The sequence below is a fragment of the Paraburkholderia sp. MM5477-R1 genome, from assembly GCF_050436385.1.
GTDB lineage: Bacteria > Pseudomonadota > Gammaproteobacteria > Burkholderiales > Burkholderiaceae > Paraburkholderia > Paraburkholderia tuberum.
In genome coordinates, this window is sequence record NZ_JBNDMC010000005.1 from 684,390 (window position 1) to 698,359 (window position 13,970).

Below are 13,970 nucleotides of genomic sequence, written 5' to 3' on the forward strand. Positions count from 1 at the left end.
ATGGCAACAGTCGTTTCATTCGTATGCGGGCTGCTGTTCGGCTTCGGCCTGCTGTTGTCGGGCATGGCCAACCCCGCCAAAGTGCTGGGCTTCCTCGATTTCGCAGGACGCTGGGACCCGTCGCTCGCGTTCGTGATGATCGGCGCGGTGGCTGTCGCAGCAATCGGCTTCGCGATCGCGAAGCGCCGCGGCAAGTCGCTGCTCGGATTGCCGATGCAGATTCCCGCGTCAACGCACGTCACGCGAAGGCTGATGGTGGGCAGCCTCGCGTTCGGCGTCGGTTGGGGAATTGCAGGGTTCTGTCCCGGCCCGGCGCTCGTTGCGCTCGGACTCGGGTCGGTGAAAGCGTGGGTGTTCGTGGCGGCGATGATTGCGGGGATGGCGGTCTTCGAGTGGTTGGAGCGGCGCAGACAGGCGGCCTTGGCGACTGCCCCTTAACCTGGCCTTAAGGCGCGGCCGTGTACGATCTGTTTCGACTGAATCCAACTCACAGGCTCCCCTATGCAAGTCTCCACTGAACACCGCTATGACATCGTCGCACGTTTGCTCCATTGGCTCGTCGTCGGGCTGGTTGCCGCGCAGTTCGTGATCGGCTGGACGATGCCGGACGTGCACCGCGATACCGTGCCGGACGGCGAAATCGCCTGGCACCTTGGCGTCGGCACCGCACTGCTCGCAGCGATGGTGTTGCGGGTGCTGTGGCGCGTGACTCATCGGTCGCCGCCGGACAACCTGCCGCCGCTGTTTCGCGCCGCTTCGAAGCTCACGCACCTCGCGCTGTATGTGCTGCTCGTGCTGGTGCCGCTGCTCGGCTGGATCAACGCTTCGTCGCGCACGTGGACGGTCCGCCTCGCCGGACTTGCTTCGTTGCCCTCACTGTCGGCACCGGGTTCGTCATTCGGACATGCGATGGGCGATGTTCACGGCGTCCTCGCTTGGGTGCTGTTCGGCGTGATCTGCCTGCATATCGCAGCGGTGATGTTTCATCAGTTCGTCGCCGGCGACCGCGTTCTGCAGCGCATGAAGATCTAGCGGTAGTTCGAGCGCTGCCTATATTTGCCCGTCAAACAGGGCAAAGCTGCGTGGCATGTCACGCGGGCGGACAGTTTCCCGAACTGATGCCGTACGGTCGAATGTTCAAGCTGAACGGATATACCTTCGGCGAACGTACGATTCCAGTGGCCGTGATGGCGATGCTCGACGTGACCAGGACGAGGCTCAACCATGATGCTAGCGGCAATATCGTCTCTCCCAAAGACGGTCTGCCGATTTTCGATTCAGCCAGCATCTTCCTCGCCGGCAAGATCACCGACAGGATCGGCCACTGAGCATCGGACAACATTGATTTCCGTTGTGTCGACAGGATCATTGGGGAACGCAAGCGACCTGATTCTCGGTGAAGCTGGCGGGCCAACCACGGGTGTTCAAGGACCATCGTCGCCCAATCTCGCCTCGTGGCATTCGGGGCTTATCGGCCAGTACGTGCCCGTCCCGCCGGAAACCAGCGTGGAAGCATCGCGATCAGGACGTCGTCTTTAAGGAAGGCATGATGAAAAATAGCCGCGAATGCGTGCAACCCCGCAAGCCACATAATGGCGTCGCCGAGCCACGCGTGCAGCGATGCGAGGGCTGAGCCTGCTCCATGCGAACTACTGAGTAAAGGCGGAATATCGTAACCGCCGATCAGCGTCAACGGATGCCCTTCGAGCCACGCGCCCGAGATGGCGGTAAGCGGAAGCGCGAGGAGAAGCAGATACAGCATCCATCGAACGGTTGTTGCCATCACAGCTATCCAGCGAGAAATTGGAGGTGTCTCGGGACGCGCGTCGTATGCTCGCCACAGCAGGCGGACGAGGGTGAGCGCGAACACGCACAAACCCAAAGTCTCGTGCAGTCGCCGGTCGAACTCGTGCACCGAAGAGTAGACGCGCTGTTCAGATCCGCCGGGCCCATACATGAACGTCACGAGCACGACAATTGCCGTGCACCAGTGGAGGAATTGGGCAATTGAACCGTAGCGTGTGGCAGAGCTTTTCACTATAGCGCTCCCGATGTGTGCCCATCGACGAACGGTAGGCACGACCGCGACAACGGCAAGCCAGTGGATAACACACGCAGCTGCATCGTATCGTGACGTGGCATACATGGCTGGCCGGACGCTGGCGTATTGGATTCGTGAATGGATTCTACGCGCAAACTCTTGGTGAAATCTCAAGCTGTTGGCGGCTCACGTTTCAAATCTTCTCCGTCCAGCCAGGCGGCGCGGTGTGCAGCCGGTCGCGTGGCGAGCGCCCGCAGATCGCAGATCATTCCGCGCGGCCGGAAACACCTGGATTGTGGAAACAGATCAGTACCGCTGTTGCCGAGAAACGCGAGGCAACCACGCTGACGAACAGCCGGCGCGCGAGCGGAACAGAGTTCTGGTATCAGCTGTACGTGGCACCGGTGAGCGACGAGGCGGAAAAGGTTACGCATCACATCAGCGTGGTGAGCGACCTCACGGAACTCATTGAGTCGCGCGATCTACTGGTCAGGCAGGCACGTCGCGATGGGCTGACGGATTTGCCGAACCGCGTGACGCTGCGTGAGCTGATTGACACGGCGATTCTCGATGGTCACGAATTCGCGCTGCTGTTCATCGACCTCGATCATTTCAAGGATATCAACGACAGCCTGGGCCATGGCGCAGGCGATCGCCTGTTGCAAGAAGTTGCGCGGCGGTTGTCGACATCGGTCGGAACGGATGGCGTGGTGAAGCGATATGGCGGCGACGAGTTCGTGACGATGTTGAAGGGTTCAACCGACGATGACGAACTCTCCGCGCTGTTGACGCGCGTGCGCAAGCGCTGGACAAGCCAGTGCAAATCGACGACATGCAACTGCGGGTCCGGATGAGCATCGGGGTCAGCTGCTATCCGCAAGACGGCACTGAGTGCGAAACTTTGCTGAAACATGCAGACCTTGCGATGTATCGCGTCAAGGCAGGCGGGCGTAACGGCGTCGAGCGATTTGCCCCTTCGCTCGCGCATGCGGCGACTCAGCGTATCGCGCTATCGCACAAGCTACGCAACGCCGTCGAGCAGAACGGCTTTGAACTGGCGTACCAGCCGCAAGTGGACATACGCAGCTACCGGCTGACTGGAGTCGAGGCGCTCATCCGATGGCACGACGCGGACTTCGGCACGGTCAGCCCAACGACGTTTATACCCTTGGCCGAAGACATCGGTTTGATTGCGTCAATCGGAGAATGGGTACTGCAAACTGCCTGTGCACAGGCAAAGCGCTGGGAGGAAGTGCTGCCGGGGCTGCGCATGTCGGTCAACGTGTCGCCCAGCCAGCTTACTTCGAGTGATTTCGGCGCCGTCGTGCGTCGTGCTCTTGCGGCGTCACAATTGGCCGCGGACCGGCTCGAACTGGAGATTACCGAAGGAGGCCTGGTTGCACCGGGCGCCCTGCCCACCCTGCGCGCCCTGCACGACATTGGCGTGTCCATAGCGATCGACAACTTCGGCGCCGGTTACTCGAGCCTGGCTTACCTGCGCAGCTTTCACGCGGACCGTCTGAAGATCGACATGCCGTTCAGCCGCGGCATTGGCAGCAGTCTCGTGGATGAGACGATTATCGGTGCGATCATCGCACTCGCCCGCAATCTGCGTTTCTAAGTCGTCGCGGAAGGCGTCGAACGAGCGGAACAATTGGCTTTTCTTGCCGAGGCCGGCTGCGAGATCGTTCAGGGATACTACTTCGCCGCGCCACAGCCAGCGGCGAATCTTCCGGCCTACGCGGCAAGCCTAATGAGCGAGCTGCAATGTGGCTCGTCTTGAGAGCCCCCCGCGCGACGACTTCACTTTAGCTGTGCGACGCCAAAGAGCGGCGCCTCGCCGCTCTTTGGTGCGTCGTGTTTAACGCGGATCCGACAGCGTCTGATTGAGCGTCTGCCCAGCGATGATCACGTTCTGCAACGTAATGTCGTGCACGTTGTAGAGGTAGATCGGACCCGGCGTGCTGGCGCTCGCGGGGCCTGCGGCCACAGGCGTGCCGAAGTCGCAGTTGGAAATCGTCACTCCCGTGATTGCCGGTACGCTCGGCGCAGGCGCCGGACCGTTGTAGTCGAACGCAACTGGACCTTGTGCAACGATGGCCTGGAAACAGGAGCCGGTTGTACTGCCCAAAGTCACGTTCGAAGCATTGACGTTCGTGATGTTGACGTTGTCAATGAGCGCGGGGCGTGTGCGAATCGCATCGGCGGCAGGCTGGTAATCGCAATCGAACGTGATCAGGCCGCCTTGAGACGCGGACGGGTTGGCGGCGGTTGCGGTGGCCACACCGATGGGCACGGTGCCGTTGATCGGACTGCCCGTCAGCATCTTGCTGCCGTAGCCTCCACCTGTCAGGCTCACGCCGTGCGGGAGCGTGACGCCGTTCACGTAGAAGTTCTTGACGTAGCCTCCACGGTTCATGTTCGTCTTGATACGGATCGCAATGTTCAGCGAATTCGTTGCCCAGAACTGATTGAGCATGGTCAGATTGCGCGCGTAGATGTTCTGCACGCCGCCACCCATCTCGCTGCCGAGCGTAATGCCGCCGTGACCGCTATTCATCATGCAGTTCTGGATCACATGGTTCTGCGCGGGTCCGTACTCCGTGTCGAGATCCTTGCCTGACTTGATCGCGATGCAGTCGTCGCCGGTGTTGAACGTTACGCTGTCGCACAGCACCGTGTTGCAGGCGTCGGGGTCGAAGCCGTCGTTGTTCGGTCCGATACTGTCGGCTGTCACGCCACGGATCACGACGTTCGTGCAGTCCGTCGGATGATGCTGCCAGAACGGCGTGTTGTTGGTTCGGTAGTTTTCCATCAGCACGTTCGTGCAACCGATGAACTCAACCATACACGGCCGCAGATAGTGGCCGAGACCAAAGACTCGCTGCGCGACCGGCACGCCCGCTTCGGAGAGCGCCGGCAGGTAGTTCTGGTCTTGCTGCCACGGCGTAGCCGGATTGGTCAATAGCGTGTAGAGCGAGGCCGAAATGGTGGGGGCGACCACCATCAGATCGACGTTGTTCGGGTTCGTATAGGCCTGGGACGGCGTGGTCGACCCCGCGCAGCCGTATGCGCCGCTGGAACCCTTGTAGGTCCACCAGCAAGTGCTGGTGTTTCCGCTTCCGGCGAACGACGTCATCGCCTGACCGTTCAGCACCGAGGTCGGGCCTTCGCCAGTCACCGCGATGTTGTTCGCATTTCGCGCGTACACGGGCGAGCCGAAGTTCAGGCAGTCGTTCGCCTGCCAGCGGCTGTAGTAAAGATTGCCGTTGGCGCCGCAGTTGACCGGACCGTCCTTCGCATAGTCGGCGGGATTCGGGCTGAAATAGATCGTGCAGTTCGCACTCAGATGGAAGTTGACGTTGCTCTGCAGCACGATGGGACCCGCGCAATACCACGTGCCCGCCGGCACCACGACCCGGCCGCCACCGGCTGCACTGCAGGCCGCGATTGCCGCGAGGAAAGCGGGACGTGAATCGAACGATCCCGGTGCGTTGGTCGCGCCGGCCCCCGTACTCAGGGGCGATGAACTGCCGGTGTAGGGGTTGGCCTGGGCAATGACCGCGCACGGTTGCGCACCGTACTGCTCGACCTGGAAATCGACGGCCGGGAACGCGCTCTGCGTGATCTTCTGCAGCGCATTAATGATGTTCGTCGCTGAGCCGTTGGGACCCCAGATCGGGTCGGCCGCAGCCGTTGACGGCGTGCTTCCCGTCGCTGGCGTGGAACTACTGCTTCCGCCTGCCGCGGAAGCGGAAACTCCGCCGCCGCAAGCCTGCAGGAGTGCGCTGCCGGCGAGCGCGCCTCCGAGGCCAATGAAGCCACGGCGCGAAATGCGCAAGGTGTCGCCCGTTGCGGGCGCATTTTTATCAAGATCGCACGACAGCTTGGACATGGAGTCCCCTCCGGACAAATAGTTGTAGGCGCACGAGAGAATCGTCATCGCGCATGTTGTATGACAAGTCTAGAAGAGTAAAGACAAGACGCGGGTCAGTACATATAGTGGAAACCCTTACTAAATGTTTCCTCGATAGCATTCGCGAGGTGTAAAGAGGGTTCGGATCGCTTTTGGAAACTGGCGCGGGCGCTTCGACTAGAATAATTTCGACGTGCGGCTCCGGATTCGATGCACCACACCCGTTAATAGGTATCGCCATGAACGACGGAAGGCTCGTATTGCATGCGCGACATCGGGTTGAGGGCGGCGGCCTGCTGGTCGCCGCAGCCTGCGGCCAGCCTGCCAATAGGCACAGCGCTTTGCATATAAGCGATCGATGAAATCGCGATCCGCCGCCTGCACTGCTGTCCTGATGATCGCAACGTGCATTGCGGGCATCATGCAGACCTCACCAGTAGCGGCACAGGCATGGCGCGACCTCGCGCCGCAACCCGCACCGCAGGCGCCGCGAAGCGCGTCGTCACCCTCCTCCCCGGAAGCGCAGGCCGAGTCCGCACGGATCGCTGTCGAGCGGCTTGCCGGGCTCGTCTTCGAACCAGCCGGCGCGTCCGCGGCGGCATCGCCGAGGCAGCAAGGTCGTATCGTCGCGCAAGGATTGCCCGTACTCGACGCCGCCTTCCTGCGGAGCTTCGCCACGGACCTCGACAAGCCGCTGACCTTCGGCCGCCTCGCCGAGATACGCCGCGCCGTGGTCGCGCGTTATCGGGCGGCGGGAAAGCCGCTCGTCGACGTCTACGTGCCGGAACAGGACGTGAGCTCGGGTGTCGTGCGTATCGCCATTGCCGAATTCAAACTGGGTCGGGTTCACGCCAGCGGCAACACCTACTTTTCGAGCAGGCTTCTCGAACGTGAAATGCCGCTCGAGCCCGGCGGACCGATCCTGCAATCGGCGGTCTCGAAGGGACTTGCGGTGCTCAACGCGAATCCTTACCGACGGGTCGATGCTGTTTTTGCGCCCGGTGAGGCCGCCGACACGACCGACGTCGTGTTGCAAACCGAAGACCGGCTGCCGCTTCGCGTAAGCGCGGGTTATGACAATGAAGGCGTGCCGGAGCTCGGCCGTGATCGGTTCTTTGCAGGCATAGGCTACGGCAACCTGCTTGGTCTCGATCAGCAGATCGCCTATCAATTCACGGCCAGCAACGATTTTTTCAGCGGCAATCCGAATATCGAAGGCCGCCCGAACCGCGCCCGCTTCACCGCGCACGCGCTGAACTATACGGCGCCGCTGCCTTGGCTCGACAGTATCGAGTTGTTCGGCGTCTACGCGCAGAGCACGCCACGGTTGCCCGACACGTATGGGCAAACGGGCATTTCTGCGCAGCTCAGCTTTCGCTACGACTTGCGTCTGCCGACCATCACGGACACGACACAGTTGATCCAGATCGGATACGACTTCAAGCGCAGCAACAACGATCTGGAATTTGGCGGCTCCCAGGTTTTCAACTCGAATACGCACATACATCAGTTCGTGTTGTCTTACGACATCAGCAAACCGACCGAGGCTGGCACGGCGCACGCCGCGGCGACACTCGTCGCCAGTCCGGGCGGACTGGATGGCAACAATCAGGATTCGGCATTTAACGCCGCGCGGCAGGGCGCGACGGCCCGCTACGTCTATATGCAGTTGACAGCGTCTCGTGCCACCGCGCTTGGGGCTGGCTTCACGCTGATCACGAACGGAACGTTCCAGTGGACGCCGAACACGTTATTACCGAGCGAGGAGATGGGGCTCGGCGGGGAGTCCAGTGTGCGAGGCTACGACCCATACGTCACGCTCGGCGATCGCGGCTGGAACATTCAGACCGAGGTGCGCACGCCTGCGATCTCGCTCGGCGCGAGCAACGCAGTCGTGCAACCCTTTGTGTTTTTCGATGCGGGCCGCGTATGGAGCACGATCGACCAGCCGGCCGAAACTAACCCCGGTCTGCTCGCGGGCGTCGGCGCGGGCGTGCGCGTCCAATGGTCGAGATTCGTGGATTTGCGCTGCACCTATGGCGCGCCATTACGCTCGGCGACACCAAACGGTTCGAAGGCGCCGATCGTGCTCTTGTACGTGTCGGTCGGAACGTGAGCCGTCGATAGATGCCCCATGTTCGACACGGCCCGCCGCCGTGTCTGCCTTCGTTGCGCCGTCATCCGGCCGAGTCCGAGCCCTGCTCGGGCTCCCAATCGCGCGCGGCGGCGAGACAGGCGCGGACTTCTTCATCGGTCGTCTGGTCGAAATTCACATAGAACCCGCCGATCCCCATCAACCAATCCGGCTGCAGCACGCTCACGAACGCGTGCGCGATTCCTTCGAATGCCGTGCACGCATCGGATTGCGACACCGGGACCGCCACCACGATCCGAGCGGGATGTCTGCTGCGGAGTGCGTCGAGCGCCGCATGCATCGACGCCCCCGTCGCGATGCCGTCGTCGACCACGATCACCGTCTTGCCCTGTACTGGCACCGGCGGGCATTCCCCACGGTACGCCAGTTCCCTGCGCGCGAGTTCGGCTGTTTCGCGCGCGATCACGTCGGCCAATTCGGCGTCACTGATTTGCAGTTCGCGAAGCACCGACCTTTCCAGATGAAGGGCGCCCCCCGTCGCGATGGCGCCCATCGCCAGTTCCTCGTCTTGCGGCGCCCCAAGCTTTCTGACGACGAGAACGTCGAGCTTCGCATGCAATGCCCGTGCAACTTCGAACGCGACAGGAACGCCGCCGCGCGGCAGAGCCAGCACCACCAGATCGCCGCGACCCTGATAGTCGCGCAGTGCGTGGGCCAGTTGTCTGCCAGCGTCGGCGCGGTCGCGAAACAGGTTGCCCATCGCTTTTCCTCCCGCAACGTTGGTGCGCGTTGCCAGACCCACTATGCCATCAATCGGCCGCATCAAGCGTCCTCCTGAACGGAGAAGTTTTCACGGGTCTCGCCGGCGATGCCGGTACAGGGGCATGCTTCCATGGCCGCTACCTCGCGCTCGATGCGTCACCTGGCGAATTCGCACTGCCGACTGCGATGCGGCGGTGAATTACCGGTCACCCGCTCCACGAACGTCGCGTCAAAACGCAACGCTGAACGCTGTCACGAATTCGTCGAGCCGCGCGCGATCGAGCCCGTCGATACCGGCGGCAGCGACCCTGCCGTTTCCTCCGAACTTCCTGCAAAGGACGTCGGCGCCTCGCGGACAATCGAGCGGAGCCCGTACGCTCGCCGTGTATCGGCCATCGGCGCCGGCCGTCAGCACCGCGTGCGCTCGCGCCGGGTCGCGTCGCGCGACGAGATTGGCGAAATCGCCTCGCACGCGCCGCGCCCACGCCGCGTCGGGAAGAATGTGCAGCGTTCCATTGGCGAGCCGCCGCGTTACCGCGAGTCCCAAGGCCAGTTCGAGGTCTTCCGTTCGTCGCGCCTGCAGTTCGGGCAGCACGCCGGTCGACGCAATGAACTCGAGGGGGTCCGAATAGGGTTGAATGGCGCGATACATCTCGACAGGATCGACGGCAAGATCGACGACGCTGTCCCCGTAGGCGTTGTAGTTGATCGCTTCGCCGAGTTCGCGCAGTTTGTGCTCATCGGACGAGTTCACCGCGCACGCACTGGCGGCCCGATGCGCTGCCCGATGCAGGTTGTCGCCATAGGCCGCGACCACCGCCCATCGCGTGTACCGGCCTTGAAGATGGCGGTCCACGATCAGTGCAGTGCACCTATCCGGTGACGTATCGATATGCGTCGTCAGCAGCGCGTGTGCGGGGATGGGACCGGGGAAATGATGATCGAAATAGTCGATCTTTACACCAAGATCCAGCAACGCGATGAGTGGCTCGCGGTTCGAGTCGAGCGAAATATCCAGCACGGTCACGCTGTCGCCCGGCTGCGCGTTCGCGCGTTGCAGAAGCGTTATCTCGCGCTTGGCTCCCGTGATCAGGATGGTGTCGGCAGGCTCGGCGAGCCGCAACTGATGCAGCGCGCAGATGCCGTCGGCATCGCCATTGAAAATATCGAATCGCTTCATCCGCTGCTCCACCGGCGCGTTGCTGCCACGATCGCACGCGGCTTGACTGCGGTCAATCGGTGACCCACGCTCCATTTCGTATGGAAGCGTGCAGGCAGTTGCCGAGCGACTGGCGATGCCCGGCTACCGCCTCGTTGATACAGATCAAGCCGGTTACCATACCCGATGGCTTAAATGAGTAGACGATTCCGGCTCGCGCGCAAGGCGGGCGCCGGCCGTCCCACCACGCTGAGGTCAACCGTGCCGAATGAGACGCTCGTGCTTCACCATGACGCCCGGCAATGGCTGCTCGATGGCATCAATGCGCTCGCCGAGGCCGTCAAGGTCATGCCTGGTTTCGGCGGCCGCAGCGTGATCGTCGAACGCGCGCCCGGCGTGCCGCTCTTCGCGAATTCCGGTCTGGTTGTCGCGGGCTCGGTCGACTTGAGCGGTCGCCACGAAGAAATGGGCGCGCAGCTGCCCGCGAGGTGGAGTCCGGCATGAGTTCGCCACGGAGCCGCAAGCTTTCTTCACCACGCGCCAATGCAGGCATGCGCGGCATCCAGCATCTCGCCAACCGGGTCCGCGCCGCGCGCCGCAGCGTGCGCGGACTCGACGCGACGCTGCGCAGGCCGGGCACGTACCGTCATCCGGCGGGCAGGATCGTCCGGGTCGAAACGCACATATCCGTCGTGTATCTCGCCGGGCGCTTCGCGTACAAGATCATCAAACCCGTCGCCCCGGGTTTCGCGGACTTTACCGCCACCGCGACCCGCAAGCGCTGCTGCGAAGCCCAGCTCCGTCTGAACCGGCCACTCGCGCAAGGTATTTACGCCGGCGTGCTGCCGATTGCGCGCCACGCCGGCGTGCTGACACCCGGGGACGTCGGCGTGACAGTCGATCACGCGGTCAAGATGCGCCGCTTCGACGAGGCGATGCTCTTTTCGAGTCTCGCGGCGAAGGGAGCACTGACGCCGCGCGACATCGACGGCGCGGCGAAGCGGCTCGCCGACTATCACCTGAGGGCGCCCCGCAACGCGCCGTCGTCGCGCTACGGCAGCGCCACGCTGGTGCGAACGCAGATCGAAACGATCAACGCGGCGCTGCTGGCCAATTGCAGCCATCCCGCGCTGCCCGGCATTGCCGCGTGGTGCGCGCGACAGCTCGACCAACTCGCGCCGCTGATCGGGCGGCGCCGCGCCGAGGGTTTCGTGCGGGGCTGCCATGGCGATCTGCATCTGGACAACGTGGTTCGCTGGCGCGGCGCAATCGCGATGTTCGACTGTATCGACTTCGACGATGCGCTACGCTGGATCGACGTCGCAGCGGACGTCGCGTTTCTCGTGATGGACCTGTGCGCGCGAGCGGAGCCCCGTCTGGCCAATCGACTGTTGAACCGTTGGCTGGAAACGTCGGGCGATTATGCGGCGCTGTCGCTGATGCCTTTGTACGTCGCCTATCGCGCGCTGGTGCGGGCGTGGGTCGCGTGCCTGAAAGCGGGATACGTAGCGGGCCGCAGCGTCGCCATCCCGGATCCGGCCCTGCGCTACCTCGAGGTGGCACGGGCGCAAACGCAGAAGCCGGGACCCGTTTTGCTGCTGTGTCATGGCTACTCCGGTTCGGGAAAATCGGTCGCGAGCCGGGCCCTTGCGGACCTGTGCGGCGCGGTGCGAGTGTCGAGCGATGCCGAACGCAAGCGTCCGCGGCCGGCGCCCGACGCGCAAACCTCGCCTGGCGCCGAACACTACACGCCAGCCGCACGTCACGCGATCTACGACCACCTTCTTCGACTCGCGCACCGCGTGCTGCAAAGCGGCCACAGCGCGATCGTCGACGCGACCTTTCTCGAGTTCCGTCACCGCGACACGTTTTTCGCGCTCGCCCAACGGCTTGGCGTACCGGCTCGCATTCTCGACTTTCGTGCCGAACCAACGGTGCTCGCGCAACGCATCGAAGCGCGCCGGCATGGTCCGCGCGATCTGTCCGACGCCGACACCGCGACGCTCGCGCGTCAACTCGCGAGCGCCGACGCACTGACGCCGGCGGAACAGGCGTCGACCTTGTCATTCGACACCGCGGTACCGATGGCGGCGTTCGACTCCCCCGCGTTCTGGCGACCCGTGCTTGCACTGATGCAGTCAGCGCCGTTTGCGACCCGCTGATCGTGTTCCGACGCGAAGCGGGGTCATTGATCTGCGCGCGTGATCGAGGTCGCGTCCGCGTCGATCACGGCTGACCGATGCTTCACCAGATCCGTTGATACCGGTGGGCGCTTAGAAGTAGCGCGCGCTCATTGCCGGTGCCTGTTCAACGGGCGGAAACACGTCCCACGAACCCTTGCCGTGCCGGAAAAATACGATCGTCAGCGGTCTCGAAGAAATCGCGCCTTCGAGCCAGACATACCGCGCCCGGGTGATCGCCAGGCGGCCCGTGCGCACCACGTGCGCCGGTGTCGTGCCGGTCGGCGCAAGCCATTTCTCGACCAGTGCGCGCAGCGGGATGATGGTGTCGTTCATTGCCGCCTCCCTGAACTCGCCGACCTTGGCGCCGGACATCGCGGCGTGTCGTCGAATCTATTATCGGCAACGGCTGGCGTTATCTAAATCAGCGACGGCGGAAATGGGGTTAGTCCGTCGTCGCCGGTCGTAGGAATCGGCTGACCCCAGTTGAACGATCGGACGACACGGTCCGTGCTCCACCGCCGAGGCTCAAACGCACGTCACCGAACCGGGCAGCGACACGCAGAGCCAGCACGCGGCGCGCTTCACGACTGCCCCCGTGCCGACGTAGCCGGCGGCACGCAGGCGCCCGTCGCGGCCAGTTCGGCGATTTCGGCGGTGATCTCGTCCTGCCGGACGATCCGATAGTCGCGCGTGAGTTCCTGCAGCCGGTCCTTCACATGACGGCTCGCCGCCAGCATCGCCCCGACGCGCGCCGCGCTTTCCGCCGCGAATGACTGCATCAGGCCTTCGCACAGTTCGAGGTACACGTAGCGCTCGGTGAGGCCTCTCAGCAAGCCGTCGAGCGGCAGGTTCAAAAGCGGCGCCTGCCCGCGCGACGCCACCCTGAAGCGCGTGAAATCGAACGGCACCAGCCGCCGCGTCACGATGCGCCCGTCGAGTCCGGGGCCGGGCGTCGCGTGCACGAGCCACACCTGCGACGACGCCTGATCGCGAAAGCGCGCGAACACCGCGTCCGCGAGCTGACTGGCCACGCGCATCACGTCCTCCGCGTGCGAGGCCATTCCCACGGACCAGCCGTAATGCAATGCGCGTTCCTGGGCGAGCATCACGCCGCGCGTGCCGACGATGAAAATCTCGCCCGGCTCGTCCGCCTTCAATCGTTCGACGCGCGCCAGCAGATGCTCGTTGAAGCCGCCGACGAAACCCTGCTCGGTGCATAGCACGATCAGAATGCGCGCGGTGCCTTCCGGTGGCGCGTATTGCGCCGCATGTGCCGACGATGCGGCAGCCAGCACCATCCCGATCGCCTCGCCGACGGTCGCCGCCGTCGAGCGGATGCCCGCGAGCCGCGCCTGCGCCTCGCGCTCGCGCGCGGCGGCGATGCCGCGCATCGCGCCAATCACCGTTTCGAGTTGCCTCGCCGAAGCGGTGCGGCTTTCGATCTCACTGAGCTTGCTGCTCATCGGGACTCCCTGCTGCTTGCGCCGCGCGCGCACGTTCGTGCATCGCGCGCTCGACGAGCGGCTCCGCAACTCCCTCACGATAGCGGCCCGCCCAGCATGCAAGCTGATCCGGATCAAACCTTGCGAGCGACGCGTAGCCACGGCCTCCGAGGACAAGCTTGAGAGCGGCCCTGATCGTTTCGATTCTGTTCGCGCTGGCCTGCATGGCCGCATCGCCTTCGCGCGCGACCGCGATGACGAAGCGGCACGGCGCTACGACGCGGCGCGTCACCGTTTCCCTTTCGACCTCGCGAATGTCATTCGTCCGGAGCTCGACAAGCCGGCTTTCACGGTACCGGACGCAACGCCGGT

The 13,970-nt window shown here is 63.6% G+C and carries 13 protein-coding genes and 1 pseudogene; 7 read left to right on the forward strand and 7 right to left on the reverse strand.

The genetic code is table 11. The features are described from left to right. From OKW35_RS15520 to OKW35_RS15530, 3 genes are all read left to right on the forward strand, one after another. Positions 1-438: a YeeE/YedE family protein gene (locus OKW35_RS15520; RefSeq protein ID WP_184058742.1), complete on the forward strand. Its 438-nt coding sequence runs from the start codon at positions 1-3 to the stop codon at positions 436-438. A gap of 63 nt (positions 439-501) precedes the next feature. Then, complete coding sequence (locus OKW35_RS15525; RefSeq protein ID WP_429552483.1) at positions 502-1,032, forward strand: cytochrome b; 531 nt, start codon at positions 502-504, stop codon at positions 1,030-1,032. 101 nt (positions 1,033-1,133) lie between these two features. Next, a complete protein-coding gene (locus OKW35_RS15530; protein ID WP_260321064.1) occupies positions 1,134-1,328 on the forward strand; it encodes a hypothetical protein in 195 nt (64 codons plus the stop codon). 140 nt (positions 1,329-1,468) lie between these two features. On the opposite strand, the gene OKW35_RS15535 is transcribed toward OKW35_RS15530, so the two are convergent. Next, entirely contained in the window at positions 1,469-2,038 is a 570-nt protein-coding gene (locus tag OKW35_RS15535) for a cytochrome b (RefSeq protein WP_311734856.1), read from the reverse strand. A 536-nt stretch (positions 2,039-2,574) separates the two neighbouring features. Here OKW35_RS15535 and OKW35_RS15540 point away from each other — a divergent pair. Next, positions 2,575-3,824: pseudogene (locus OKW35_RS15540) on the forward strand (putative bifunctional diguanylate cyclase/phosphodiesterase). Positions 3,825-3,902: 78 nt separating this feature from the next. On the opposite strand, the gene OKW35_RS15545 reads toward OKW35_RS15540, so the two are convergent. Next, entirely contained in the window at positions 3,903-5,936 is a 2,034-nt protein-coding gene (locus OKW35_RS15545; protein WP_429552484.1) for a glycoside hydrolase family 28 protein, read from the reverse strand. A gap of 415 nt (positions 5,937-6,351) precedes the next feature. On the opposite strand from OKW35_RS15545, the gene OKW35_RS15550 reads away from it, so the two are divergent. Further along, complete coding sequence (locus tag OKW35_RS15550; RefSeq protein ID WP_429552792.1) at positions 6,352-8,073, forward strand: ShlB/FhaC/HecB family hemolysin secretion/activation protein; 1,722 nt, start codon at positions 6,352-6,354, stop codon at positions 8,071-8,073. Positions 8,074-8,134: 61 nt separating this feature from the next. Here the strand turns inward: OKW35_RS15550 and OKW35_RS15555 are convergent, their stop codons facing one another. Further along, entirely contained in the window at positions 8,135-8,812 is a 678-nt protein-coding gene (locus OKW35_RS15555) for a phosphoribosyltransferase (protein WP_429552793.1), read from the reverse strand. A gap of 231 nt (positions 8,813-9,043) precedes the next feature. Further along, complete coding sequence (locus tag OKW35_RS15560; RefSeq protein ID WP_429552485.1) at positions 9,044-9,994, reverse strand: acetyltransferase; 951 nt, start codon at positions 9,992-9,994, stop codon at positions 9,044-9,046. Positions 9,995-10,168: 174 nt separating this feature from the next. Here OKW35_RS15560 and OKW35_RS15565 point away from each other — a divergent pair, with 174 nt between their 5' ends. Beyond that, a complete protein-coding gene (locus OKW35_RS15565) occupies positions 10,169-10,477 on the forward strand; it encodes a hypothetical protein (protein ID WP_429552486.1) in 309 nt (102 codons plus the stop codon). Further along, positions 10,474-12,135 (forward strand): AAA family ATPase, encoded by a 1,662-nt coding sequence (locus tag OKW35_RS15570; protein ID WP_429552487.1) that lies wholly within the window; start codon positions 10,474-10,476, stop codon positions 12,133-12,135. The genes OKW35_RS15565 and OKW35_RS15570 overlap by 4 nt, the downstream gene beginning before the upstream one ends. 111 nt (positions 12,136-12,246) lie before the next feature. On the opposite strand, the gene OKW35_RS15575 is transcribed toward OKW35_RS15570, so the two are convergent. From OKW35_RS15575 to OKW35_RS15585, 3 genes are all read right to left on the reverse strand, one after another. Further along, positions 12,247-12,489 (reverse strand): hypothetical protein, encoded by a 243-nt coding sequence (locus OKW35_RS15575; RefSeq protein ID WP_184058754.1) that lies wholly within the window; start codon positions 12,487-12,489, stop codon positions 12,247-12,249. A gap of 248 nt (positions 12,490-12,737) precedes the next feature. Then, the gene (locus OKW35_RS15580) at positions 12,738-13,619 is read right to left on the reverse strand and encodes a F0F1 ATP synthase subunit gamma (protein WP_429552488.1); all 882 of its coding nucleotides are present in this window, start codon (positions 13,617-13,619) and stop codon (positions 12,738-12,740) included. After that, complete coding sequence (locus OKW35_RS15585) at positions 13,600-13,890, reverse strand: hypothetical protein (protein ID WP_429552489.1); 291 nt, start codon at positions 13,888-13,890, stop codon at positions 13,600-13,602. The genes OKW35_RS15580 and OKW35_RS15585 overlap by 20 nt, the downstream gene beginning before the upstream one ends. Positions 13,891-13,970 lie beyond the last annotated feature (80 nt).

Excerpts from the sequence above, each read along its gene's own strand:
- OKW35_RS15520 (WP_184058742.1), top strand. The coding sequence starts at position 1 with ATGGCAACAGTCGTTTCATTCGTATGCGGGCTGCTGTTCGGCTTCGGC.
- OKW35_RS15525 (WP_429552483.1), top strand. The coding sequence starts at position 502 with ATGCAAGTCTCCACTGAACACCGCTATGACATCGTCGCACGTTTGCTC.
- OKW35_RS15530 (WP_260321064.1), top strand. The coding sequence starts at position 1,134 with ATGTTCAAGCTGAACGGATATACCTTCGGCGAACGTACGATTCCAGTG.
- OKW35_RS15545 (WP_429552484.1), bottom strand. The coding sequence starts at position 5,936 with ATGTCCAAGCTGTCGTGCGATCTTGATAAAAATGCGCCCGCAACGGGC.
- OKW35_RS15550 (WP_429552792.1), top strand. The coding sequence starts at position 6,352 with ATGATCGCAACGTGCATTGCGGGCATCATGCAGACCTCACCAGTAGCG.
- OKW35_RS15555 (WP_429552793.1), bottom strand. The coding sequence starts at position 8,812 with ATGGGCAACCTGTTTCGCGACCGCGCCGACGCTGGCAGACAACTGGCC.
- OKW35_RS15560 (WP_429552485.1), bottom strand. The coding sequence starts at position 9,994 with ATGAAGCGATTCGATATTTTCAATGGCGATGCCGACGGCATCTGCGCG.
- OKW35_RS15565 (WP_429552486.1), top strand. The coding sequence starts at position 10,169 with ATGAGTAGACGATTCCGGCTCGCGCGCAAGGCGGGCGCCGGCCGTCCC.
- OKW35_RS15570 (WP_429552487.1), top strand. The coding sequence starts at position 10,474 with ATGAGTTCGCCACGGAGCCGCAAGCTTTCTTCACCACGCGCCAATGCA.
- OKW35_RS15575 (WP_184058754.1), bottom strand. The coding sequence starts at position 12,489 with ATGAACGACACCATCATCCCGCTGCGCGCACTGGTCGAGAAATGGCTT.
- OKW35_RS15580 (WP_429552488.1), bottom strand. The coding sequence starts at position 13,619 with ATGAGCAGCAAGCTCAGTGAGATCGAAAGCCGCACCGCTTCGGCGAGG.